This window comes from Thermosynechococcus sp. QS41, assembly GCF_031583515.1.
Lineage (GTDB): Bacteria > Cyanobacteriota > Cyanobacteriia > Thermosynechococcales > Thermosynechococcaceae > Thermosynechococcus.
Window position 1 is genome coordinate 365,354 of the sequence record NZ_CP134181.1, and the last position, 23,686, is coordinate 389,039.

A 23,686-nucleotide genomic window follows, 5' to 3' on the forward strand; every position below is an offset into this window, starting at 1 on the left:
CTGTTGGTTAACTCAACTGTCGGGGATCAAGACGTTCTCCCAAGCCCTCACCAAGGAGCGACAGACCCACGACCAGCAATGTCATGGCTAGACCCGGAAAGAGCGTCGTCCACCAGATGCCCACCGACAACCCATCCAAGGCCTGTCGTAGATCCTGCCCCCATTCGGGTACCTGCGGCGGCAACCCTAAGCCCAAGAACCCCAGCCCTGCCAAGGTCAGGATGGCATCGGCAGCATTGAGGGTAAAGAGCACGGGGATACTGGGAAGCACATTCACCAAAAGATACCGCTGTAGAATGCGGGGGGTCGAGGCACCAAGGGCGCGGGCAGCTTCGATAAAGACCTCATTTTTTAGGCTCACCGTGTGGTTGCGCACAACGCGATAGTACTGGGGAATATAGGCGACACTAAGGGCGATCGCGGCATTAAGCACCCCCTTGCCGACCACAAAGGCCACCGTCACCGCTAGGAGTAGCCCCGGCAACGTGTAAATCGTATCCATCAAAAAGAGCAACCCGCGATCGAGCCAGCCCCCGCGGTAGCCACTCAATAATCCCAAGGGCACCCCCACCACCAAGCTCAACAGCGTTGCCACCAAGACCACCTGCAAGGCTGCTTGGGCACCAAAAATCGTGCGGGAAAAGACATCATAGCCCAAGCGATTCGTGCCAAACCAGTGCTGCGGCGAAGGCGGCGCGTGAATCGGAAAGTCAAGAAATTCTTGGGGATTGGCAATCCAACCAAGAGCCTGAGCAAGGGGAGCAAGAACCGCCAGCAGCAGAAACCCCCCACAAATAATTGCCCCCACCAGCAACAGCCGATCCGAGAGGCTATTCATGCATGCCCTATCCCAACAAACTGGCTAGCAAAGCTTTCTGCGCATGGAGACGATTTTCCGCCTGCTCCCAAACGCGAGACTGCGGCCCTTCAAGGACACTGGCGGTAATTTCCTCCCCACGGTGAGCCGGCAGACAGTGAAGAACGATCGCCCGTGGATCCGCAAGGGCTAGCAGTTGATCATTAATTTGGTAGGGCTGAAAAATGGGCTGGCGATCGCCCGCTTCTGCTTCCTGTCCCATACTCGCCCAGACATCCGTGTAAAGCGCATGGGCACCCTTAGCCGCGGCCTGCGGATCCGTGAGAACGGTCACTTCACTCTTACCGCCACTCAATGCCTTGGCTTGCGTCACAATATCGGGCAAAGGGGCAAACGGCGGTGGCGAAGCCACCCGAATATTCACCCCCAAGAGGGCACAGCCCAGTAGTAAGGAATGCGCCACATTATTGCCATCGCCAATGTAGCAGAGGGTCAGTCCCGCCAATGTGCCAAAGGATTCCCGTAGCGTCAGCAGATCCGCCAAAATCTGACAGGGATGCTCGCGATCAGTGAGGGCATTAATCACGGGTATCCGTGCATAGTCAGCAAACAGTTGCAGTTCTGCCTGACCATAGGTGCGAATCGCCACCGCATCCAAATAGCGATCCAATACCCGTGCTGTATCGGGCAACGGTTCACCACGCCCCACCTGCATGGATTGGGGATTCAGGTCAATGACTTGGCCGCCCAGTTGATACATCGCCACCGTAAAGCTGACACGGGTACGGGTCGAAGCCTTCTGAAACAGCAGCCCCAAGACCTTAGGACACTGGGGAGCCACCTTGCCGATTTTCATCTGTGCTGCTAAATCCAGCAGATATTCTGCCTCTGCCCGTGAGAGGTCGGCGATGCTCAGCAAATCACGCCCCCGCAGTGTTTCCATCACAAATCTCCCCACCAAAACTGGTATCCACTCATGGTAGCAACCTCAGAGGCCTTCCAAATGTACAAATACAACCCTTTTCTCAAATCTGGGGGGCATTAAGGAACGCCGAACCCGTCCAAAAGTCACCTTCTAAGAGGTCTATCCTTCCGAGGCGCCCAACCGTGGCTCTGTCCCTGCAAGGAGGCGTTGGATATTACTCTGGTGTCGCCAAATCACAAAAGCACCTGCAATCACACTAAAACCGACAAACGGCCACGACTGCGTAAAGAACCAAAACCAGAAGGGCAAGGAGATAGCAGCAGTGATTGAACTCAGGGAGACAATGCGGCTGGCCGCCAAGACCGACAGAAACACCGCAAAGGTGGCTAAGGCAGTGGGGGCATTGAGGGCAAGGAGCACCCCTAAACCAGTGGCAACGGATTTGCCGCCGCGCCAGCCCAACCAAATCGGCTTACTGTGAGCCAAAACTGCAATGAAGGCGATCGCCAGCAGGACAAATTCCAACCAAGTGGTCGGTACCGTACTCCAAGATTGCCCCAGAACCCATCGCGCCAAAAGAACTGCCCCTAGTCCCTTGGCCACATCGACTAAAAACGTCACCAGTCCGGGGCCTTTGCCCACTACCCGCAGCACATTGGTCGCCCCCGTTGAGCCAGAGCCATGCTCACGAATATCAATCCCCCGCAGCGCTTTGGCCAAGAGGTAGCCCGTGGGAATTGAGCCGAGCAGGTAGCTAGCGAGCGCCAGCAGTCCAAGGATGAGTGCAGTGGTCACAGGAGCCTCCCTACTCAAAGAAATCAGAACTACGGCTAGGACGCAACTGGGGTTCAGGGGCAAAGCCCAAGAGCAAGGGATATTGCAGTAGTGAAAGGCTGACTTGGGGTTGGGAATCATCAATAAGAATCAGAGGGATGTAGTCCTCCTGCTCGAGGCGATCGGCACGAAAGGCCAAGGCATCCGCAGATTCAAAGAGCGCCACCCCCTGATCAGGGCCAAAATCTTGACGGCTAATCCCTAAGCAGTCCTGCAATCCCCGTCGCCAGTCCCCCAGTCGCTCAGGGGAATCAGCCAAAACCAAAACCCGCAACATATCGCCATAGAAGTCCCGTAGAATCGAGATGATTGCCGAGGCAACAAGGATATTTTGCAACCGACTGGGGAGCGATCGCAGGGCACCCCGTCCCCCGAGATCAAAGAACCAACTTTCTACCCGCTCAGCATGAACTTGCTCAAACGTACGTCGCAACTGCCAAGGAGGGCCATAGTAGTTGGGGCTACTCCGATATTGCTCTAGCAAACGGCGAATCCGATCCGCTTCCTCCTGAAATCCCTCATCAAGAACTAACTTGGGCGGCGTTGTCGCTGTTGCTGCTGGAGCAGAGGCAGTTTCCACGACAGCGGGCGTCGGGGGCAGCAATTCCATTTCCTCAACGGTGGCTGCCAACTCCTGCATGCTCTTGACGAGAAATTCCTTGAACCCCTGCACTCGAATCGCGAGTTCTTGGGAGGCACCCACAAAGTTGCGGCGGAGCTCCTGTTCGATGCGTTCCTTGCGCCGTTCTAGTTGCTCAATGGTGAGTTGCAGACTTTGTTGCCGCTCTTCAAGGGACTTGAGGCGATCGTGCACAAGACGATGAAACTCAGCATCAAGGGCTTGAATTTCAGCTTTGAGGGCATCCCGTTGAGCTTTGAGGGCAGTTAGTTCCTCTGGAGTAGGTTCAGAGGCATCAGTCACCGTAGGGTCATCCGTCATTGCGAACCGTGGAAATAAAGGCTGTGCGTGGGCAGCGTTCTTGGAGGCATTGTACTAAAGTTTTGGCGTCAAACAGAATCGGCAGAAAGTGGATATTCTTGACCTCCCGAAAATAAAAGAGCACGGGAAAGGCTGGCCAAAAGACCTCCCAATGCTGCCATTGCTGATAGGGAAAGTGGCGAATTTGTCGGCTGCCGCGATAGACATCTAGTGCTGTTGCCGTAAATTCTAGTCGCAGGGTAGCCGCCTGCACAGCCAAGAATAGCGCAAACAGGGAGATGGGCAAGCCCAGCCACCAGCGCAGCCACCACAGGGGCAGACTTAACAGCAGAACTCCCAGAGGAACAGCAAATGAGGGTTGAAGACGTACTGTGGCCAGTGAGGTTCCTTGCATGGTTTTACTCTACTCCTGAGGGGGCGTCGGTTCTTCTAATTGTGGCAAATCCTCTGGAGTGGGAGGAGTTTCCTGTTCAGTGACCTCAGGTGCAGTGGTCTCTAGAGTCGGTTGCTCCAAAGGTGGGGACGGCTTGGATGGAACTCGCGGGCTAACGAGAACAGAACGAGTCGGGCTTTCTGCTTTCTTGAAGGGATTCAGGCGCTGCCAGAAGGGCTTTTGCGGCGTGGGGGGCGGTGTCTCTTCAGCTGCTTTGACGGTGGGTTCTGGGGTTGGCTCTGGTGCAACGGGCGTTTCCTCTACAGGTTCAACGGTGCGTGTTGGTGCCTCTACTGCCGACGTTGGTGTAGGTTCCTCAGCAACGGGGGTCTGAGCGGCAGATTCTTCAACAACAGCTGTTGGCTCTGGGGTCGGCTCGGAGGGAGCGGCGGATTCCTCAACGACAGGTGTTGGCTCTGGGGTCGGTTCAGGAGGGAGGTTGCTGGGGAGATCCGGACTGAGGCTACTTTGAAGATTTTTGGCGGCCAGTTCTCCCCGCAGCAGGCGCGAGAGGACATCCTTGCCATTGGGTTGATAGGTCACGAGGCGGGTAATGGGATTGTAGGGAGAGGGAATACGCTGACCATTGCCATCCAGAAGTTCGAGCCGTACCCAGTTATCCCCCGGCTGGAGTCCAGTGAGATAGTAGGCCTGCCAGCGATCGACCGTGAAGGATTGACCATTGATCGTGCAGCGCACCTGCCAGACTTTCTCATTGTTTAATTGTTGATCCAACGGCAGGTTGCTGAGATAAAAATCAAGGAGCACTGGTTCAGCGCCATAGGTGCCGCTGGGCTGATTGTAGGTGATCAGGGGAAGACTAGCAGATCGAGTGTCCTCATCTGCAGTATAGAGATGAAAGGCCGTTTGAGCATAGGCAAGGGGATTTTTCAGACTTTCACCCCAAGGGTACACAACAAAAGCACGGAGAAGGTGCGTTCCCGGCTCAAGGTTCGTAAATTCAATGGGGGTGTTCAGGTCATAGACACTGCGGCTGGGCAGATCATCGAGCACCACCTCCACATGGGGGCCTAACCCTGTGCGCTGATCTTGAAACAGGCGTAGCCCTTGGACACTTAGCTTGACGGTGACGTTGCGGCTTTGGAGGGTTTGGTTGGCTTCGGGGGTGAGAATTTTCAGCCGCGGTTCATAGCGATCGAACCAATCCTTCATATCCTCAATGGCCACAGGAGCCGCCACCTCTGCCAGCGAGCCACTGGCTTTTGCCGCGGCGATGTCCCCCACTGACCACAGGAGAACGATGCTGAGAACCAAAGCGATCGCCCGTTGCCAACAGACCTGCCAACCCTTCATGCACACCTCAGATGCTTGTAGTACCAAGGACAATTTTCGCAGACGGGCTGCCCACTTCCGCAATCAATTCTAAGCGTTGTAGATCACATGGCCACTGCTAAATTCTCGCAACTCCCCATTGTTCAGACGTACTTGCAACGTCCCGCGATCGCTAATGCCCACACCGATGCCCTGCCACCTTTGTTCTCCTTGGACAAGAGTGAGCGATCGCCCCCGCAAAAAATCCCGCTGCGCCGTGATCTGAACCCCCTGGGACTGTTGCCAACACCACAGAAGCTCAGCGCGAATCGCCGCTAGCAGTTCCAGATCCGTAGGCACCGCTTGGGGAGAATGAAGCAGCGTGTGGAGGCTAATGGCCTGGGGAAGACCCATTGCTTCAACGTCAACACAGCGGTTCAGTCCCACCCCCACCACCAGCCAGGGGGAACGGCGTTCACAGAGAATTCCCGCCAGTTTCTTGCCCTGAGCCATCACATCATTCGGCCACTTCAATTGCAGATGGCGTTCCACCGTTGGTCGCAGCCCACTCAACGCCCGCATCACGGCTATCCCGGCTTGGACACTGGGCGCAACGATCGCCGCCGACTGCGGCAGGATAAAGGAGGCTGTCAACACCCCCTTTGGGGACTGCCAAGTACGGTTGTACTGACCTCGCCCCCGTGTTTGTGCCTGAGTGTAGATGACTTGACCGCCATAGAGTTGATCGGCATGGTGCAATGCCCAGGTATTCGTGCTCTCACAGGTCTCTAGCCACACTAACCAAGGAGACTCCATGGCGATCGCTTACTTGGGTACAGAAACAGATGGCTCAATGAGTGCCCGCAACAGTTCTGGTTTCGGATGCGCCCCTACCCGTTCAAAAAACACCCGAAGGGTCTGATCTAGCCACTGCGCCAGTGCTGCATAGCTTGCGGGAAGGGTTGTGATTTTCGCAGCAACGAAATAGCGATCGCCACTGTGGGGAGCTGGCACAAGAATATTGGCCGCTTGGCAGTTATTCAAGGCAATTTCAATTTGACTGCGACCAATCTCCGCTGGGGCGGTTTGCTCAATCATGGCGGCCAGTTCTTCTAGGGTGGCAGCGCAATCGCGATGGTCAAGGAGCCACGCTAAAACATAGGCTAAGGCTGGGGGTTGGGCGATCGCCACCCGTTCGTGACTGAGCAAAGCGCGATAGGTTGCCAGACTATGGAGGGGACGCTTTTCAAAATTGGCCATCACCACAGCACTGGGGGGAAGATGCTCCCGTAGGCCAAGACGCAGTTGATTGGCACTGCCCTGCCGATGAAAGACGCAGAAGATCGTGTTTTTACAGACGTAGCGCAAGTATTCCGAGAACTTGACCATCCCCAACTGCAAAATGTCAAAGTTGGGCAGCAGGGCTTGTACCGCCCCTTGAACTTTACTAATGGGTAGCCCTTCCTCCCGCAGGAGCTTGCCACACTCCGAATCACGGCGGTACCAATCGAGAATCTGCCGCGTTTTGGCGATCGCTCCCTCGGCATGGCGAGCCAAACTGACACTCAAGTCCGCACACAAACGACGATTATCAGGATCTAAGGGAATGGCGGAGGGTGGGATGCTGGGCGGCGGCGCTTCAATGGGGGGAGCGGGACTGGCGACAGGTGGGCGGGGTTTTACGGTTGGATCAGGGATGTGGACAAAGGCATCACAAATGGCCTGAAAACTCTTGCCAGCCGCATCTTCGTAGGCGCAGCCAATGACTGTTTTGCCGTACTGCCGTAACTTCTTGGCAAGGGAGCCAAAGCCACCATCGCCGGAGACAATCACAAACGTATCAAAGCGGTCATCTTGAAAAATCAAATCCACCACATCAATCGCCAATTGAATATCAGCAGCATTTTTGCGATTTTCGTAGGAAAAACCAAAGACCTGTACAGGCTCAATGCCCAATTGGTGCATTTCCCGGCGCAGTGACCCAAGGCGAGCATCACTCCAGTTGGCATAGGCACGTTGCAGCAGCACCCGCTCGATGGGGTAGGCTTGGCGAATATGGGCTTGGATGGCAGCGAGGGAAATTTTGGCCACATCTGCGGCTTTGATGTTGTAGCCTTTGATCAGGTTTTCAATGTCGTAGAAAATAGCGGTACGCCGCTGGCCATTCCCAGAAGTGCGGGTTTCAAGGTGTTGCAGTCTTTCCTCTAAACGTTGGAGGAGGTCTTCGATCTGGGGGGTTAGGGAATGACGTTGACGATCTTGCACCCAAGTGCCCACCAATGCCCCCGCAGAACTGACCGCCACCACAGGAAGCGGTTCACGGGTAAGGGTGACGGCGAGGGAACCCGCCACAATCGCTCCTAAAGGAGGTATGCACCAGTTCTGCCATGCCATAACTTATTTTACGAATTCTTGGAAAACTCCCTCTCAAACGCTGGTTTCTTGCAACAGTGCCATCCCGCGATCGCAAATCGTTTTTGCATAGTCTGTCCAGCGGCCACTGCCCCAGTAGCGAAAACAACTGGTTTGCGATGTCAGCACATAGAGGAGCGCTTCGCGGTAGGCAGGGCTTTGGGTCACTTGCGGGTCAGCCGCCACCAAAGGATCATAGATGCGGTGAAACTCGGCACTCAGGCGTTCCATCGGTTGCAGAACGGTCTCATAGCCCTTGACCCAACTGAGGTGATTCGTCCAAGAGGCACCCTCCATGGAGAAGTGGGGATTGGTTTGTTCAAGGTGGGCGATCGCTGCCGCAACCCTTTCTGGCGTTATCGGGCTATCCCCTAAGGTCTGCCAGAGTAGATGTTGGTGTACCGCTTGACAGCGAGGAAAGCGATCGCTAGTCACCCCCTGAGCCGCCAAGAGGGCAAGGTACTCACTGCCATTGAGACCCACCACCCCTGCCTGCGGATTCGCTTTTATCTCATGCCACACCGGCATAAAATCGCGGGGATATTCATTCATCATCACACCACCGTTTTCACCATCGGCAATTTGACTCACACAGGGGGGACCGAGGGGAGCCTGCCAGTGAGTGGCCAGATGCTTAGCTTCGTGATAAGGCTGCATTTGCGCCACAAGTTTCGTATCCGAGCCTTGGGTTTTAATCAGCACCGTTATTTCCGCCACCTCTCCTTGGGAGTTGCGCGCCACAAGGACATTCGGTACATACTTGGCAGCGTAGGGTAGCGGCGACCCATCCAACTGTTCAACACTGTGCTCCTGTACCAGCAACCAACTATATCCACAGCGTTTGAGGCAGGTCACCAAGGTAAAGAGCGTATCCGGATGGTTGGGCAAATGCATTTCTGGCAGTGAAAAGCCCTGTACCCTTTGCAGCGCTTCAACGCCAAAGAGGGCTACAAATTGATGCTGCCAAGCCCGAATATGCAACTCAATGTCAGCGATTGGAGTGGAGGGAATCACCGCATGTCCCCAGCAGGTGCCCAGCCATTCCACGTAGGGAGCATAGGCATCCACAGTAATCCGCCGCAGGGCGTCCAGTACCTCCTCCTGTCCCATCTGCTCCAGCCCCCAGAGGAGGTTGCCGGAGTAATCGAGCATAATCCGCGGTTGACAGTCCTCAGCCACCAACTGGGGAATCCAGTCCCCCATGCGCCGATAACACCAGAGAAATTGGGTCGCGTTGTGATTGTCCCCCTCGTGGGGATGCATCAGCATATACTGCAAGTGACTGATGAGGCTGCCGCCCTCCCCCGCTGGAATGGTCGGCTGGTGCATATGGAGGGCACAGGCAAAGGCGGCGCGAATAGAGGGGAGCATTTGGGGGGGCAAGGGGGGGCAACGGGGCACTTCACTCAACGCCTGTTCCCAACCACTGAGGACAGGTTCTCCTTGAGGCGGACAGGTTGACCAAGGGAGGGTAGGGCGGGGCATGATTCAAGCTCGAAAAACTTGGGCGGGATCAAGGCGCATCACTTTTTGAATCGCCAATAGGGAAGCACTGACACACATGGCGACGGTGGCACTAAAAACGGCGAGGGCAAGTTGGGGAGTCATGATAATTTGGATGGCACGGGCTTGCATGGTCCACATCCCCAGTCCCCAGCACAGGCCTAAACCGGGCAGATAACCCAGTACGGCCATCCACAGGGCTTGCTCAATAATAATGCGATACAAGTACCCGTCAGAAGCCCCCATTGCTTTGAGGGTGCCATACTCCTGTAGGCGATCGCTCACCGAAGAATAGAGAATTTGACTGACAATGACCACCCCTACAACCACGCCAACCCCTGCCCCCAGTCCTAAGATAAACCCCACACTGGTACTGGCTAGCCAATAGCGCCGCGTCATTTCAGTCAGGGCAGCACGACTGAGCACTTGATAGTTGGGAAAGGCTGCCCGTAAGCGTTCCTGCACCTTTGCTAAATCCTCCCCCGACTTGGCTTTCACCATGACATAGGTGATGCGGGTACTGGGGGACACCAACGGCAGAAATTCGGGTACCGGCTCACTGGTATCAAACCGAGGGAAGTTTAAGTAAAGGTTCGCAGTTTCCAGCGAAGTAAAGACATAGGGGCTAGAGACAATGGATTTGACACCGCGCGTCCAGCCAATGACCGTCGCTGGGTAGTTATTCACGCGACCTTGCTCCCCTAGAGCCGTAAGGGAAAGGGCATTGAGGTCAATGCGATCCACGATGACACTGTAGGGTTCTTCTAGCTCCGTCAGGGTTGCACCAGCAACTGTCGTCAAGGGCAGCAAGGTGCCTGTCGGTTCAATACCCACCACCTGCACTGGATCGATCGCCTCTGTCTCTGAACGGCGCCACATCGCTGACTGGATCAACAGAGGTTCTGCGGCTGCAACCCCTGCAACTGCCTGGGCATCGAGGACAACTTGATACTCAATAGGCAACGTTAAGCCAAAATAGCGCAACTCACTGGAGGCAATCCAGAAATCCGCTTGACTTTTGTTCACCAAGAGTGTGGCCGATCGCCCAAAGCCCTCAAGGAGTCCAGTTTGAACTGTGACCAGACTGACGGCAAACGTGATGCCTAGTTGAGCCACGAGAAAGCGGCTAAAGTCTTCTAAGAGATTTTTGCGGGCAAGGGAAACCATTTTTCTATCTTAAGTTTGCGATGGGGGCATGTCTAGACCGTGCTAGGCAGTTGGGGAAAAAACGGCCACCTTAGGCGGCTAGTAAAAAATCCCTAGTTAAAAACTCTGCTGGTACCTCTTGTTCTTGGGGCAAGTAAATAGCCACTTGAATCTGTATTTGTGAAAGATAACGACACATCAGTGGTCCTATTTCCCGCCAGTCTAGACCCCCCAAGCCACAGCCAAGGGCGGGAACAGCAAGAGATTGAATGCCTTCTGCTTGATAGCTATCCACTAACCATTGCAAACCTCGCTCAATTCCTGTAATGTCAGACGATTGTTTCCAGTGAGTTTTAGTCGGAAAGAGTAAAAACCATTTATTGGCATTCAAGTTGGGTAAGCTCAAAGGTTCATCCGCTAGATCGCTGTCTAGAGAAGCTTCACGTTTATACAAATATGGTTTCCCCATTGTAAGTTGCTTTTTCTTGCAGACATCTTGATAGACGACGTACATATCCGGAAATTGATATTTTGCCCGTGAGGCTAATCCCTTACCCATTACACCGACGGTATTGACACTGATTGTTAAGGTTTGCATTTGGGAGAAGAACATATCTCCATCCACCCAAGATAGATGACTCGTAATTGCAGCACGTCGTCGGGGTTGGAAAAACATGTGGGGTTCAACTATGACTTCAACAGAACTGAACTGTTGTCGAAGGCGCTCTGCCATCTCCTGACTTGCAACATAGATAGAATGAATCTCAGTGGGGGGAACCACTTTTGGAACCAAGCATTCCGCCATAATTTTTCGCTTTGTACCATCTTCAGTTTTCCACCAGTCATTATTGAGAATGCTCCAATAATCGCGATGGATGATTTGTAGTCCAGTTTTAGCATCGCGGATTTCAGTAACGGAGTGGGCTGCATTCCCTAAAGCAATGAAGGTTCCTTTGATATCTAGGACACGGGGTTTAATTCCTAAAATGACAACATTGTTTTTATTGATTTCACTTAATACTTTATAAAGCATGGGATTTCGGGGTTGAAAATAGAGGTTGGCATATTGCCATAGACTCTGACCATTTGGTGCGAGGCGGTGTTGCCGACGCACAACGATGTCTGCGTTATAGATAGGTGTCGGGGAAAGACCGCGTTCTACGACTTGCTCATGTGCAAGAATTCTGTGTTGGAATATAGAGGAGAGGTTGTTCACATGGGTAATGTAATATAAGCTTTTGATCTTGGGTTCAGGCATTCTTAACCTCTAGAGATTTTTTGAGTTTGTTCTTTGACCCAACTCAAGTAAGCAGGAGAACCGGCAATAATGGGTAGGGCAATGATTTCTGGAACTTCATAACTGTGTAATGCCAGCAGGCGATCGCGCACTTGCTCAAACAGGGCAGTGCGGGTTTTAATGAGCAGTTGCCATTCGGGATCGCGATGTACGGTTCCTTGCCAGCGGTATATTGATTGAATAGGCAGAATTTGCACACAGGCAGCGAGGTGCTCAGCCACGAGTTGATTGGCTAAAGAGAGTGCTTCAGTTTCCGTAGCAGTGGTAACCATCACCACACAGTACTCTGTTGCCGTTTCCAAGCCCGCTGTCCTCACGTCACGCTTGATGATGTCGATCATATCCTGAACAAATCTTGAATAAAATCGTGCAGTGAATGTTGTTATTACCGGTATTGGGCTGTGGACAGCTCTGGGGGAGAGCGCGATCGCCACGTGGCAGCGCTACTGTCAGGGGAAAACGGCACTCATCGCCACGCCTGACGGACTGGTGGGAGCAACGACCTTGCCAGTCGAGAAAATTATTGCAACGACAACGACTCAAGCGCTCAACGATGCAAAATTAACCCCTCCTCTAGACAGTGCTGGGGTAGTGGTCGGGTCAAGCCGTGGCTTTCAAGCACAGTGGGAAACATGGTTACGGCAGCCTTCTCTTTCGCGACAAACATGGTTACAAACCTTACCCGCCACTGTATCCCAGCAAGTGGCACAAATTGCCGGCACCCAAGGGATAGTTCTCAACCCCACAGCGGCCTGCGCGACGGGACTGTGGGCGATCGCCCAAGGGGCACTGTTGATTGAGCAGGGTTATTGTGATCTGGTGTTGGCGGGAGGGGTCGAGTCCGCCGTCTCGCCCTTAACCTTGGCCGGGTTCCGCCAGTTAGGGGTGTTGGCTCAGGCGCGGGCGGCTCCCTTTGATCGCCAGCGGCAGGGATTTGGCTTAGCAGCCGGTGGTGCCATTGTCGTCCTAGAATCCGAGGCACGGGCGCGATCGCGGGCTGTTACACCCTATGCGCGAATTGCTGGGGTAGGTCTCAGTGCCGATGCCGAGCATATGGCTGCCCCCAGTGTCCAGCAAACCGGTGCTCTCCTAGCCATTCAAAAGGCCTTGGCTCAGGCGGGGCTAACACCGCACCAGATCGACTGTATCCATAGTCACGGTACGGGCACACGGCGTAACGATGCCGCTGAAGCCACTTGGATTCAAACCCTTTTTGGTCAAGGGGTTGCGGTCACCAGTCACAAAGGTGCCCTTGGGCATACCCTAGGTGCTGCTGGCGCGATCGCGATCGCTCTTTCCTGTCTGTCATTACGGGCACAGGAGATTCCCCCCTGTGTTGGCTGTGAGACTCCCGACTTTGACCTCGACATTGTCCAACACAGCCGCACTGCCCCTTTAGGCCACATTCTCTGCTGTAGCTACGGCTTTGGTGGTCAGAATGCCGTGATTGTTCTAGCGCATCCCTAGGAGGCAGTGACCACCCTTGGTTGAGCAACCCCAAACTTTTGCATGATCGTTTTAGCCATTTGTGGGGGTGTGAGTCCTAAGTCAGCTTTTGATTCCTCAGGACTAGCGTGCTCAACCAAGATATCCGGTACCCCCAAACGCAACACAGGCAGCAGAATATCCGCCTCTTGGAGTGCCTCGAGTACCGCCGAGCCAAAGCCCCCCATCAGGCAGCCTTCTTCTAAGGTGACCACGCGGCCAATTTGTTTCGCCAAAGGCAGAATCAACTCAGTATCTAGCGGTTTGGCAAAGCGGGCATTGATCACTGCGGCACTCATGCCGTGTTCCTTGAGGATTTCTGCCACTTGCATCGCCGGATAGACCATTGAGCCGTAGGCCACCAAGAGAATATCTTCACCGGGGCGCAGGAGTTCCCCTTTGCCGATTTCGAGGGGTTCCCAGCCTTCCTCCATGAGGGCGACACCATAGCCATTGCCCCGGGGATAGCGTAGGGCGATCGGGCCATCGGTGTAGTTGATGCCCGTTACAATCATGCGTTGCAATTCCGCTTCATCCTTGGGTGCCATCAGCACCATATTGGGTAGGCAGCGCAAATAGGCAATGTCGTACATCCCTTGGTGGGTCGGGCCATCAGCACCGACAATCCCCGCCCGATCCATGCAGAAGAAGACGGGTAGCTTTTGGATGCAGACATCGTGAACAATTTGGTCGTAGGCGCGCTGCAAGAAGGTGGAGTAAATCGCCGCTACGGGGCGCATGCCTTGGGTGGCCATGCCGGCGGCCATTGTTACGGCGTGCTGCTCGGCAATCCCGACATCAATGTATTGGTTGGGCACCCGTTTTTGGAGGATATCTAGCCCTGTACCCGTGGCCATCGCCGCTGTAATGCCAACAATGCGCGGATCGTTTTCTGCGAGTTTAGTCAGGGTTTCGCCAAAGACTTTGGAGTAGCTGGGGGGCTTGGGTTTGCTGGAGGGTTTGGCCTTACCAGTGACGAGATCAAAGGGGTTTTGCGCATGGTAGCCCACTTGGTCTTTCTCGGCGATCGCGTAGCCTTTGCCCTTAACCGTTGCCACATGAACCAAGACAGGACCGGGAATCGTATGGGCATGTTGGAATGTGGTAATGAGTTCTTCCAAATTGTGGCCATCCACCGGACCAACGTAAGTAAAGCCCAGTTCCTCAAAGACGGCGCCCACCTTAGGAACCGCAAGGCGTTTCATGCCCTCCTTGATGCGCTGCATCTCCGGGGTTAGGTTTTCACCAAAGAAGGGGATATGTTTGAACTGCTCTTCGAGGTTATCAGTAATAAATTGCACCTGCGGCGAGAGGCGGATTTTATTCAGATAGCGGGGAATCGCGCCCACATTGGGGGAAATGGACATCTCATTGTCGTTCAGCACCACCATCAGGTTGGTGTGGGGCAAGTGGCCGGCGTGGTTAATCGCTTCTAGCGCCATCCCCCCAGTTAGGGCACCATCACCAATAATGGCCACGACTTTGAACTTCTCTCCCTTGAGATCGCGGGCGATCGCTATCCCCAAAGCTGCCGAAATACTCGTGGAGGCATGACCAGCGCCAAAGTGATCAAAGGGACTTTCGCGGAGGTTGAGATAGCCAGCAATTCCTCCCTTTTGCCGTAGGGTATGGAAGTTGTTGTAGCGACCCGTCAACATTTTGTGGGGGTAGGCTTGGTGCCCCACATCCCAAATCACGCGATCTTTATCTAAGTCAAGGGTTTGGTAGAGTGCGAGGGTGAGTTCGACAACCCCCAAGCCTGGTCCAAGGTGTCCTCCCGTGGCCGCCACCGTTTCCAAATGTTTGTCGCGGATTTGGGCGGCAATTTGACTCAATTGGGCAATGGACAACCCATGCAACTGGTTGGGATGGGTGAGTTCACTTAAGTGCATAGAAACCCGACCTCGCAAGATACCTAGGAGCGATAGCCTACCGCTGACCACAGAAAAACTATCTGTTGACTGATTCTAGCAAAGTCCCCCACCGAAGTTGGGCATTATTTCGCCCCTAGACGCGGTGAAAAGCCGCAATAATCCCGAAACAGTTGATCATAAATTTCTAACGCTGTTTCATAGAGTTCGCTCAATTCACGAATTTCTTCCGTGGATTCATTGGTGTAATTTTCCACCAACCAAATCACCCATTGGTAAAATCGCTCCCGACCCCACTGTTGCCAGTAGTTGGCGAGAATTCCCCGCGCAAGGTCAGTTCCCAACCGTTTGGGGTAACCGTGGCTTGTGGCCAAGTCTTGGAGATCCCCTAGGAAGCGTTCGGTCATCGCACTGAGGTGACTCAGGGACATCTGAGCACATTGACAAGCCCGCTCAAAGGCAGCGTTGGTCTCTAGGGAACTGGGCTTGACCGTTTCAGCCATCAAGCGACCATGACTATCTACCTGACGCTCGACAGCGCAGTGGGGAACTTTAGTGAGGGGGTAGCCTTCACAGGCGAGATACACCCGAAAGTTTTTCTCTAAACGATCCACTTCTTCGGGACTGAGGTGGATGTCGAGTTCAAGCAGGAGCTGACCAAAGGTACGCTCATCAGTGGTGGTGGTGGTTTGCGAGTAGGCCATCGCGAAGTCCCTCACAGGTCGTCAAAAGATTATCCTGTGATCTTTTTTTCGTTATGCACCTCAGCCAAGAAGGCAGCCTACAAAGCTCCCAACACCGTGTCCTCGAAAGTCATTAGTTCATCGCGGTGTCCCTCTAGGGTGACTTGGGTACCGATCGCATGGGGTTGCAAAGAGAGTTTGACGGTTTCGAGCCGCTGGGCACCTCGCCAATAGAACCAAGGGGCAATGGGGGTTAGACCAATGAGACCAAAGGCCAAAATACCGCGATCGGGAAAGAGGACGGTCAACACAAGGGCGATCGCTGTGGCACCGGAGACGGCAAGGCCAAAAAGCAATGCGGCCAAAAAGGGACTAGCAGCAACATTTCCCTGAAACGTCACTTCACTGCCATCAGCACTGACGGTATGCAGGCGGTAGCCCCGCTGCTGGAAATACTGCTTGAGGCGGGGAGCCAGTTTGGCAATGGGCTGGGCAATGAGCCATTCTTTGGTTTCAATGCGTTCTTTGGTGGAGGCACGAATAAAAAACACAAATCCGACGGCCAAGAGGCTGGTGAGCAAGAGAGTGGAAGGATAAATTAAATCGCTGGACATGTTGAGGGGGTCTGAACGGATGGGCTTGCTACCCTCATTGTCGAGGATTTGTTGTGGTCTGCAAAGAGATATTGCAGGGCGATCGCCCCTTGGGGTTCTGCGGAATACTAAACCCTAGCGATAGTGATTTTGCTGCTCCATGATGCGGTCTCACACGTCTCCCCGCGATATTCGGGCACCCCGCTGCCGTCGGATGTGGTTACGCTCAGAAACGGCCTTTGCCCTGCTGCTATTGACCAGTGACCTCGTGGGGTTGGTGTTGGCTTGGAAGTTGGGCTTACAACTCAATCGCTTTTATGCGCCGTTGCCCCCTGATTTAGCAGCGTGGTACTGGCTGGGATTGCCCAGTGTCTTTTGGCTCTTTGCCACTGGTCTATTGTTTTTAATTGCTGTGAGTGGGCTGTATCACCCGCGCGGCCATTGGAAAAATTATCTGCGCCTTGCCAAGGTACTGAGCTTGGGCTATTTGTTGGCGCTGGCGATCGCCTACTTCTATGACCCCACCGTAGATTTACCCCGCTCGCTGTTTTTTAGTGCTTGGGGTCTCAGTGTGGTTTTCGCCGTGATCTTGCGCTTAGCCGTGAGTCTGGCGTTCAAAATTTGCACCCTACAGCAACCGATTCGCGCTTTTCTGGTGGCGCCCCCGGAGCGACAGGAGCATCTCAGCCGCCTACTAGAGCAACGCTCGAACTATAAGATTGTCGGCAGGGCGATCGCCACCATGGCCAATGAACCCGAAACCGTGACCGAGATTCTCAACTGTCAAGCCCAAGAGGTGATTGTAGAAGGCCTCCCCCCAGCCCATCTCGCTTCAGCCCTCTATTGGCAACTACGCCAACATGGCATTGCCCTACGGTTGATCCCCTCCAGCTTGGAAATGCTCTACCGCCGCGGCACTCCGGAAATTGTGGCGGCTTTGCCCACCCTGCGGGTAGATATGACGTATCTCAATGGTTGGGAATATCGGCTGAAGCGCTATTTGGACGTGATTTTGGCACTCTTTGGCATCGTGGTGCTGGCACCCCTCTTTATTGTGGTGGCGATCGCCATCAAACTCACCTCCCCAGGGCCTGTCTTTTTCCGCCAAGAGCGGGTAGGACTCCACGGCCAAGTCTTTCAGATGTGGAAATTTCGCACCATGCGTGCCGATGCCCCGCAACTCCAAGCGCAGTTGGAGGCGCAAAATGAATCCGCCGATGGCATTCTCTTCAAGGTAAAAAACGACCCTCGCCGCACGCGCCTCGGCAGTTTCCTGCGCAAGACCAGCATTGATGAACTGCCGCAACTGTTTAATGTCCTTTGGGGAGATATGAGCTTAGTGGGGCCGCGTCCGCTACCCCTGCGGGATGTTGCCCGTTTTCATTCTTGGCACCATATTCGCCATCAGGTGATGCCGGGGATTACCGGGCTGTGGCAAATTTCTGGCCGCTCTCAAATTGGCAATTTTGATGAAGCCGCCCGCCTTGACCTTTACTACATCGATAACTGGTCTTTGAATCTGGATTTGGAAATTCTAGTGGAGACCGTGCACATTGTGCTCTTTGGTAGTGGGGCGTATTAGGTGCGGCAACAATTGGCTGGCAAATAACTGTTCCACCTGTTGAGCTGAGAGGGGGCGGGCAAAGAAATAACCTTGGCCATAGTTACAGCCGAGGGCTTGGAGCACACGATATTGTTGACGGGTTTCGATGCCCTCCGCCACCACCTTTAGTCGCAAAGAATGCGCCAGCATGAGAATCGTGTGCACAATTGTCGCCGAAGATTCCTCACTATTGAGGGCGGAAATAAACGTGCGATCAATTTTTAGTGTATCAATGGGAAAACGGTGCAAATAACTCAGGGAAGAATAGCCCGTGCCAAAATCATCCATATACAGGCCAATGCCCATGGCGCGAATTTCCTCAAGGGTGGCGATCGCCACCTCCTTGTTGTCAATCAAGATGCCCTCGGTCACCTCAAGGCGCAGTCGCTCAGCGGGAAATTCTGTTTCTGACAAAATTGATCTTAAGTTGAGCAGCAGATCCGCTTGCTGGAAATGACGACCGCTGAGGTTGACACTAATGCTTAAACTGCGACTGCGGGGAAACACCTTTGACCAGCGTTGCATTTGCCGACAGGCTTCTGCCATCACCCACCAACTAATGGGTAGGATCAGACCCGTTTCTTCGGCGACAGTCATGAATTCACCGGGGGAGACGATTCCCCGTTCGGGATGTTGCCAGCGCAGCAGCGTTTCAAAGCCGACAATATTGAGCGTTGATAGATCAACAATCGGTTGATAGTACACCAAAAATTCATCGCGCTCTGCCGCCCGTCGCAGATCAGTTTCCATTTGCATCAGGGCAATGCTCTGGGCACGCATCGTCATGCTAAAGACTTCATAGCGAGCTTTGCCCAAGGATTTCGCGCGGTACATGGCGGTATCCGCATCCCGCAACAAGTCCTCAGCCGTTTTGCTTTCCTCGCTGGGGAAGGCAATGCCAATACTGGCACTGGTAAAGACTTCATGCCCCTCAAGGAGAAAAGGACGGCTCAGAGCCACTAGCACTCGTTCTGCCACTTCGATCGCTTGGGCGGGAGTCGTTAACTCCTCCAAGAGAATGGCAAATTCATCACCCCCAAGGCGGGCGATCGTGTCCTCAGCGCGGGTACAGGCCGTCAGTCGCTGGCCAATGCCAATCAGGAGTTGATCCCCAGCTAAGTGCCCCAAGCTATCGTTGATCACCTTAAAGCGATCCACATCTAAAAACAGCACCGCAAAGAGGGAGTTGGGGCGCCGCACGCGACGGGTAATGGCTTGCGTCAGCCGATCCATAAAGAGCACCCGGTTGGGTAGCCCCGTCATGGCATCGTGGAGGGCATCGTGGAGAATTTGCTCCTGAATCAAGTGGTACTCTGTGACATCGGTCATCGAACCGGCCATGCGATAGGGCTGTCCCTCTTCATTGCGCAGGGCTTTGCCCCGCGATCGCATCCAACGGTAACTGCCATCGGCGTGTTTAATCCGAAACTCACACTCAAAATGGGGACGGGTACCGAGAAGATGCTCCTTCATGCTCTGGCGTAGCCGCTCTAGGTCATCGGGGTGGACACGCCGCCACCATTCCTCGATGGTGGGTTGTAGGGTACCGGGGGTTTCGCCAACCAGCAGTTCCCAGCGGGGAGAATAATACATCGAGCGATCGCTAATCTGCCAATCCCAAAGGCCATCATTGGCGCCCTCAGCCGCCAGAGCATAGCGTTCTTCACTAATGCGCAGGGCGAGTTCAGAACGTTTGCGTTCAGTAATATCGGTAATGTAGCAGCGAATTAATTGGCTCTCCCGCAGCAGATGGATTGTCACTTCGTAGGTGCGATCGCCAACGTTGATTTCTTCAACAGAAAATCGCTTTTCCTGCAACGACCAGCTTTTGAGGCGCGATAGCAGCGGATGCTGCACATCTGGTTCCCCAAGATCGGGAAATTCCTGAATGGCCGCTGGGTTGAGATAGGTAATTTGGCCATTGGGAGCCAGTTCAATGATCGGATAGGGACTTAACTCTGGAAAGGAGGACAACCGCAGCAGTTGGATTTCGGTCACCTCAGACATTTCACTGCTGACGAAGGCACCCCCCCAAGAGGCCACGTCTTGATCTGAGATACTTGATGCTTCGAGGGCGCGGGTGTAGCGATTGAACCCGGAGTCAGAAATATTGGCGATCGCGTGGTAGCGGGCGCGCACATCACCGCCAAAGACGATCAAATCCTTATGCTGAAGAATGTGGGATTGACAGGGCTTGCCATTGACCGTCAGACCATTGACACTGCGCTTCCCTTGTAAATCGCCATCAATGAGGCGAAAGAAAAAATTACCACTGCTGGGATCCAAAACCCGTAGCAAAACAGCGTGCTGACGGGAAACCATTGGCGACTTAAGAACAATCGTATTGCTAGGATGTCGCCCAATTGTATAGGTACTGGCTTCCAAGGGAATGGTACGCCGACCCTCCTGATCCTCAATAACGAGGAGATGGCGCCACTTCTTCGGCGGATCAGACTTCACATCAATGGCCTCGGCAAATTGTCATGAGGAAACGGTTTTCACTAGAAACTCCTCAATCAAACCGGTATTGATGAAGAGACTCACTTGCTATTCTAGGACGTGAGATTTTATCCTGTTTACAGAAAATTTACTGGGTTGCAGTGCAGTCTTTATCCTGACAATACTTAGAATAAGTTAAGCATTTCTTAACAGTGTAATGTGATTTTCATGGGTGGCAGTCTTTTTCACATCGATGGAACACACTTAAAACTGTGAAAGCTGCTCTGGGAGAGGATGATATCCCCCTCACATATCCCATAATTTGGAAAACCGTTATATGTTGGCTTCATCCTATCGGATTATTTTTATTCTTTTTCTCTCGATGGCTGTCTGGCTCCAAAGACGCCGTCCAGTGGGGCGATCGCTTTGCCTTGGACTCGTAGCGGCTCTCCTGCTATGGTTGATCCCACCCTCTTTGGCAGCAGCCATGACCCCCAAGCACTACACTGAGCTGACATTTCCCCCCTTACCGGAAATTCAAGTGCCGGCCTATGAACGCCGTCAGTTGGCCAATGGGATGGTGGTCTATCTCCTAGAGGATCACGAGTGGCCCTTGGTGCGAGGCACCTTAATCTTTCGGGCAGGTAGTCGTTGGGATCCGCCGGCTCAGGTGGGTTTGGCAGAAGTCAGTGGCGACCTGATTCGCACGGGTGGCACCCAAGTTCATCGTGCCGCTGAAATTGACCAATGGCTTGAGGATCGAGCAGCAGCCATTGAATCGGGTGTCGGCAAAAGTTTAGGGCGGATTAATTTCAACAGCCTCAAGGAACACAGTGAAGCGGTTCTAAGCCAACTAGCGGAGATGCTCCAAGCGCCAGCAGTAGAACCAGAGCGATTTGAACTGGCGATTCGGCGCCGACAGGGGATCATTCAACGCCGCGATGATCAACCCAATGCCCAAGCAGAACGGGAATTTTACAAGCTGATCTACGGTGCGGAGAGTCCCTATGCCCGCACCCAAGAGTTAGAAACCCTTGCCAAGATCACACCGGCGGATGTGCAGCAGTTTTACCGCAGGTACCTCGCTCCCTCCCGCTGTATTTTGGGCTTGGTGGGCGACTTTGATGCCTCACAAATGGGCGATCGCCTTGAAGCAATTTTTGGCTCATGGCAAGATCCACCGAACTTACCTCCTTTGCCCCCCTTACCTAGGGTAACAGTTGATACGTCGCCAACAACGGTGGTGATTAATCGCCCCCATCTCTCCCAAAGCTACATCTACACGGGGCAATTGGGGGGGACGCTCAAAGATCCGGACGTGTTTAACCTCTATGTTCTCAATGGGGTTCTCAATGGCTTTGGCGGGCGTCTTTTCAATGAAGTGCGATCGCGCCAAGGCTTGGCCTATAGTGTTTATGCCGCTTGGAGTCCCGAATTTGACTATCCAGGGGTCTTCTATGGGGTGGGACAAACCCAAACCCAGACTACAGCCAAGTTTCTCAGCGCCCTACGGCAGGAAATCCAGCGACTGCAACAGGAACCCGTTAGTGCCGCAGAACTGAACTACGCCAAAGACAGTATTCTCAACTCCTTTGTCTTTAATTTTCGCGATCGCCTGCAAATTCTCAATCGTCTCCTGCGCTACGAATACTACGATTTGCCCAAGGATTTTATCTTCCGCTATCAGCGAGCCGTTAAAGCCGCAACGGCAGCAGATCTGCAACGGGTGGCACAAACCCGCCTAAAACCAGAACAGTGGCGTACCCTGATTGTGGGCGATCGCATCCCCTGCCCTACGACAAATTGCCAGCAACGACAATCTCAATCCTAAGAGCAAGATGAGCTTTCGCATTCAGAATATTGCGCGGCTGCGCCAAATCAAGCAATCATCGTTAGACTAGCGATACAGACCTTTTCCGAAATCAAGTAACAAGTTGTGAGGAAACCCTATGTCAGCTTTGCGTCTCGCTCTTTTAGTCAGCCCTACCTTTTTGGCATCCGTCCTGAGCTTGGTCCCATTGATTGCACCTGCCCATGCCCAACTCAGTACCCCCATTCCCGTGCCACCTCCAGAAAGCAGTGAGTGTGTCACCAATCCCCACCAGAAGTTTCAACTGGTCTGTACTCGCCTAGGCGCTCAGGAAACGAAACTGCAAGCTAGCCGTGATAATGGCTCGCTGCCCCCTCCTGTACTAGAGTTTACTGAGGAAGAAAGTAATACCGCGATCGCGCTATTTGGCTGTGATTGTCCCCTGTGTCTAAATGCCCTACGGCAAATGCGTGGCCAGCCTCCCCTCAATCAACTGGGTTAATACTGGATACAAGGGAGTAGGATCCAAGTATGAGCCGCTGGATTAACCTGCTTGCCCTGCTCCCTAATACCATCCTCACAATTTTATTTAGTCATCCCTCGCCCCACAATCGAGAAGTGAGGTTGAGAACCGTAGGGTCAGCGTCGGGAGGATGTCACACAATCCCAATTTGGGTCTGTTGATCATTCCACATTTTCCATTTTTCGTAGATGCGGCGTAATGTGCCGTCCTTCTTGAGGATGTCGATGGCTTGATCAACTTCTGTTTTGAGGGTTTCTCCTTTGGGGTTGTTCTTATTAAAGGCAATCACATAGTTATTCAAAAAGGTCGGGACACCAATTGGGCGCAGGCTATTGTTCACTGTGCCCCCCGGACCGGCGCCAAGAACGTAGTACGCAACAATCGGATAGTCTAGCATCACGGCATCAATCCGCCCTTGGGCGAGATCATCAAAGGGCAGGTTGCCATCGTAGGCACGGGTTTTAATGTTTTTGTCCCTTTCAAGAATTTCTTGGGCTTTGTAGCCAATGCCAGTGCCGACAGTCATGCCAGCCAGATTGGCCAGTGTGACTTCACTCGTGGCAGTGTATTGCTCAAAACGGGGGTCATTGGCTCGGACAACGATCTGTTGGCCATAGCGATAGTAGGGCTGGGAAAAGAGCTGGGTGCGATCGCGATCGGTGGTGATCTCCCAACCGTTAAGAATCATGTCAAAGCGATTGGCGGCAAGGGCAGCGGACAGTTGATCGTAGGCAGTGGCAATGAATACGGCATTGACCCCCATCAGTTGGGCGATCGCGTCGGCAATTTCCACCTCAAAGCCAATCAACTTACTGGGATCAACTGGGTCGTAAAAAACGTAGGGAGCACCACTAATCGCCTCAGCCCCCCAAGCCAATGTACCGGGATTGAGGAGACCTTTGCTGGAGACAGTGCCTGTAGTTGACGTTCTAGAGGTCGAATCGACATTGCCGGCACAGGCCGTGAGTAGGGTTTTACTCCCTGTGGCGATCGCGATCGCCCCCATCCCCTGTGCCACACGGCGCAAAAACGTACGACGGTGCAGTCCCATAGCGCTCTCCTCATATCAGGTTGATCTTGAATTTAGAGTTATCAATTGA

21 protein-coding genes are annotated in these 23,686 nt (G+C 53.6%); 4 read left to right on the top strand and 17 right to left on the bottom strand.

Features of this window, described 5'->3' with window-relative positions:
• Positions 1-7: 7 nt before the first annotated feature.
• The 12 genes from RHJ80_RS01700 to cutA all read right to left on the bottom strand — a co-directional run bounded on the left by RHJ80_RS01700 (position 8) and on the right by cutA (position 11,920).
• Positions 8-838, bottom strand: coding sequence for an ABC transporter permease (locus RHJ80_RS01700; protein WP_302678686.1), 831 nt, complete (start codon positions 836-838; stop codon positions 8-10).
• 7 nt (positions 839-845) lie between these two features.
• Entirely contained in the window at positions 846-1,760 is a 915-nt protein-coding gene (gene argF, locus RHJ80_RS01705) for an ornithine carbamoyltransferase (protein ID WP_302678687.1), read from the bottom strand.
• 141 nt (positions 1,761-1,901) lie between these two features.
• Positions 1,902-2,537 carry a glycerol-3-phosphate 1-O-acyltransferase PlsY gene (gene plsY / locus RHJ80_RS01710; protein WP_310801341.1) on the bottom strand — a complete coding sequence of 212 codons (636 nt, stop codon included), beginning with the start codon at positions 2,535-2,537 and terminating at the stop codon, positions 1,902-1,904.
• A gap of 10 nt (positions 2,538-2,547) precedes the next feature.
• The gene (locus tag RHJ80_RS01715; RefSeq protein ID WP_206200799.1) at positions 2,548-3,516 is read right to left on the bottom strand and encodes a DUF3086 domain-containing protein; all 969 of its coding nucleotides are present in this window, start codon (positions 3,514-3,516) and stop codon (positions 2,548-2,550) included.
• Complete coding sequence (locus RHJ80_RS01720; RefSeq protein WP_206200800.1) at positions 3,506-3,910, bottom strand: DUF3119 family protein; 405 nt, start codon at positions 3,908-3,910, stop codon at positions 3,506-3,508. The genes RHJ80_RS01715 and RHJ80_RS01720 overlap by 11 nt, the downstream gene beginning before the upstream one ends.
• A gap of 9 nt (positions 3,911-3,919) precedes the next feature.
• Complete coding sequence (locus RHJ80_RS01725; RefSeq protein ID WP_310801342.1) at positions 3,920-5,263, bottom strand: hypothetical protein; 1,344 nt, start codon at positions 5,261-5,263, stop codon at positions 3,920-3,922.
• 69 nt (positions 5,264-5,332) lie between these two features.
• Positions 5,333-6,037 carry a biotin--[acetyl-CoA-carboxylase] ligase gene (locus RHJ80_RS01730; RefSeq protein ID WP_310801343.1) on the bottom strand — a complete coding sequence of 235 codons (705 nt, stop codon included), beginning with the start codon at positions 6,035-6,037 and terminating at the stop codon, positions 5,333-5,335.
• A 9-nt stretch (positions 6,038-6,046) separates the two neighbouring features.
• On the bottom strand, positions 6,047-7,573 hold the full coding sequence (locus RHJ80_RS01735; RefSeq protein ID WP_310801344.1) for an NYN domain-containing protein: 1,527 nt from the start codon (positions 7,571-7,573) through the stop codon (positions 6,047-6,049).
• Positions 7,574-7,648: 75 nt separating this feature from the next.
• On the bottom strand, positions 7,649-9,118 hold the full coding sequence (locus RHJ80_RS01740; RefSeq protein ID WP_310437930.1) for a glycosyl hydrolase family 57: 1,470 nt from the start codon (positions 9,116-9,118) through the stop codon (positions 7,649-7,651).
• Between the two features lie 3 nt (positions 9,119-9,121).
• Positions 9,122-10,303: an ABC transporter permease gene (locus RHJ80_RS01745; RefSeq protein WP_302677132.1), complete on the bottom strand. Its 1,182-nt coding sequence runs from the start codon at positions 10,301-10,303 to the stop codon at positions 9,122-9,124.
• A 70-nt stretch (positions 10,304-10,373) separates the two neighbouring features.
• Positions 10,374-11,540 carry a DarT ssDNA thymidine ADP-ribosyltransferase family protein gene (locus RHJ80_RS01750; protein ID WP_310437931.1) on the bottom strand — a complete coding sequence of 389 codons (1,167 nt, stop codon included), beginning with the start codon at positions 11,538-11,540 and terminating at the stop codon, positions 10,374-10,376.
• A 2-nt stretch (positions 11,541-11,542) separates the two neighbouring features.
• The gene (cutA, locus tag RHJ80_RS01755; protein WP_315863339.1) at positions 11,543-11,920 is read right to left on the bottom strand and encodes a divalent-cation tolerance protein CutA; all 378 of its coding nucleotides are present in this window, start codon (positions 11,918-11,920) and stop codon (positions 11,543-11,545) included.
• Positions 11,921-11,951: 31 nt separating this feature from the next.
• On the opposite strand from cutA, the gene RHJ80_RS01760 reads away from it, so the two are divergent.
• Entirely contained in the window at positions 11,952-13,046 is a 1,095-nt protein-coding gene (locus RHJ80_RS01760) for a beta-ketoacyl-ACP synthase (protein WP_206200808.1), read from the top strand.
• Here RHJ80_RS01760 and dxs read toward each other — a convergent pair.
• The 3 genes from dxs to RHJ80_RS01775 all read right to left on the bottom strand — a co-directional run bounded on the left by dxs (position 13,043) and on the right by RHJ80_RS01775 (position 16,232).
• On the bottom strand, positions 13,043-14,956 hold the full coding sequence (dxs, locus tag RHJ80_RS01765) for a 1-deoxy-D-xylulose-5-phosphate synthase (RefSeq protein ID WP_310801345.1): 1,914 nt from the start codon (positions 14,954-14,956) through the stop codon (positions 13,043-13,045). The genes RHJ80_RS01760 and dxs overlap by 4 nt on opposite strands.
• Before the next feature lie 104 nt (positions 14,957-15,060).
• On the bottom strand, positions 15,061-15,639 hold the full coding sequence (locus RHJ80_RS01770; RefSeq protein ID WP_310801346.1) for a hypothetical protein: 579 nt from the start codon (positions 15,637-15,639) through the stop codon (positions 15,061-15,063).
• A gap of 77 nt (positions 15,640-15,716) precedes the next feature.
• A complete protein-coding gene (locus tag RHJ80_RS01775) occupies positions 15,717-16,232 on the bottom strand; it encodes a cofactor assembly of complex C subunit B (protein WP_310801347.1) in 516 nt (171 codons plus the stop codon).
• A gap of 142 nt (positions 16,233-16,374) precedes the next feature.
• Between RHJ80_RS01775 and RHJ80_RS01780 the strand changes: the two genes are divergently transcribed.
• Positions 16,375-17,793, top strand: a complete 1,419-nt coding sequence (locus RHJ80_RS01780) for a sugar transferase (protein WP_399384584.1) — start codon at positions 16,375-16,377, stop codon at positions 17,791-17,793.
• Here the strand turns inward: RHJ80_RS01780 and RHJ80_RS01785 are convergent.
• Positions 17,746-20,274 carry an EAL domain-containing protein gene (locus tag RHJ80_RS01785; protein WP_302678694.1) on the bottom strand — a complete coding sequence of 843 codons (2,529 nt, stop codon included), beginning with the start codon at positions 20,272-20,274 and terminating at the stop codon, positions 17,746-17,748. The genes RHJ80_RS01780 and RHJ80_RS01785 overlap by 48 nt on opposite strands.
• A gap of 316 nt (positions 20,275-20,590) precedes the next feature.
• Here RHJ80_RS01785 and RHJ80_RS01790 point away from each other — a divergent pair, with 316 nt between their 5' ends.
• Both RHJ80_RS01790 and RHJ80_RS01795 read left to right on the top strand, forming a co-directional pair.
• On the top strand, positions 20,591-22,084 hold the full coding sequence (locus tag RHJ80_RS01790; protein WP_225901617.1) for a pitrilysin family protein: 1,494 nt from the start codon (positions 20,591-20,593) through the stop codon (positions 22,082-22,084).
• Between the two features lie 118 nt (positions 22,085-22,202).
• On the top strand, positions 22,203-22,565 hold the full coding sequence (locus RHJ80_RS01795) for a hypothetical protein (RefSeq protein WP_302677141.1): 363 nt from the start codon (positions 22,203-22,205) through the stop codon (positions 22,563-22,565).
• Between the two features lie 154 nt (positions 22,566-22,719).
• On the opposite strand, the gene RHJ80_RS01800 is transcribed toward RHJ80_RS01795, so the two are convergent.
• On the bottom strand, positions 22,720-23,637 hold the full coding sequence (locus tag RHJ80_RS01800) for an ABC transporter substrate-binding protein (RefSeq protein ID WP_310801349.1): 918 nt from the start codon (positions 23,635-23,637) through the stop codon (positions 22,720-22,722).
• Positions 23,638-23,686: the final 49 nt, after the last annotated feature.

Bases quoted from the DNA above. Each gene is read 5' to 3' on its own strand.
- RHJ80_RS01745 (WP_302677132.1), bottom strand. From the start codon at position 10,303: ATGGTTTCCCTTGCCCGCAAAAATCTCTTAGAAGACTTTAGCCGCTTT.
- RHJ80_RS01725 (WP_310801342.1), bottom strand. From the start codon at position 5,263: ATGAAGGGTTGGCAGGTCTGTTGGCAACGGGCGATCGCTTTGGTTCTC.
- RHJ80_RS01715 (WP_206200799.1), bottom strand. From the start codon at position 3,516: ATGACGGATGACCCTACGGTGACTGATGCCTCTGAACCTACTCCAGAG.
- RHJ80_RS01775 (WP_310801347.1), bottom strand. From the start codon at position 16,232: ATGTCCAGCGATTTAATTTATCCTTCCACTCTCTTGCTCACCAGCCTC.
- RHJ80_RS01780 (WP_399384584.1), top strand. From the start codon at position 16,375: ATGCGGTCTCACACGTCTCCCCGCGATATTCGGGCACCCCGCTGCCGT.
- argF (WP_302678687.1), bottom strand. From the start codon at position 1,760: ATGGAAACACTGCGGGGGCGTGATTTGCTGAGCATCGCCGACCTCTCA.
- RHJ80_RS01740 (WP_310437930.1), bottom strand. From the start codon at position 9,118: ATGCCCCGCCCTACCCTCCCTTGGTCAACCTGTCCGCCTCAAGGAGAA.
- RHJ80_RS01730 (WP_310801343.1), bottom strand. From the start codon at position 6,037: ATGGAGTCTCCTTGGTTAGTGTGGCTAGAGACCTGTGAGAGCACGAAT.
- RHJ80_RS01795 (WP_302677141.1), top strand. From the start codon at position 22,203: ATGTCAGCTTTGCGTCTCGCTCTTTTAGTCAGCCCTACCTTTTTGGCA.
- RHJ80_RS01750 (WP_310437931.1), bottom strand. From the start codon at position 11,540: ATGCCTGAACCCAAGATCAAAAGCTTATATTACATTACCCATGTGAAC.
- RHJ80_RS01790 (WP_225901617.1), top strand. From the start codon at position 20,591: ATGTTGGCTTCATCCTATCGGATTATTTTTATTCTTTTTCTCTCGATG.
- RHJ80_RS01720 (WP_206200800.1), bottom strand. From the start codon at position 3,910: ATGCAAGGAACCTCACTGGCCACAGTACGTCTTCAACCCTCATTTGCT.
- dxs (WP_310801345.1), bottom strand. From the start codon at position 14,956: ATGCACTTAAGTGAACTCACCCATCCCAACCAGTTGCATGGGTTGTCC.
- RHJ80_RS01770 (WP_310801346.1), bottom strand. From the start codon at position 15,639: ATGGCCTACTCGCAAACCACCACCACCACTGATGAGCGTACCTTTGGT.
- cutA (WP_315863339.1), bottom strand. From the start codon at position 11,920: ATGATCGACATCATCAAGCGTGACGTGAGGACAGCGGGCTTGGAAACG.
- RHJ80_RS01700 (WP_302678686.1), bottom strand. From the start codon at position 838: ATGAATAGCCTCTCGGATCGGCTGTTGCTGGTGGGGGCAATTATTTGT.
- RHJ80_RS01800 (WP_310801349.1), bottom strand. From the start codon at position 23,637: ATGGGACTGCACCGTCGTACGTTTTTGCGCCGTGTGGCACAGGGGATG.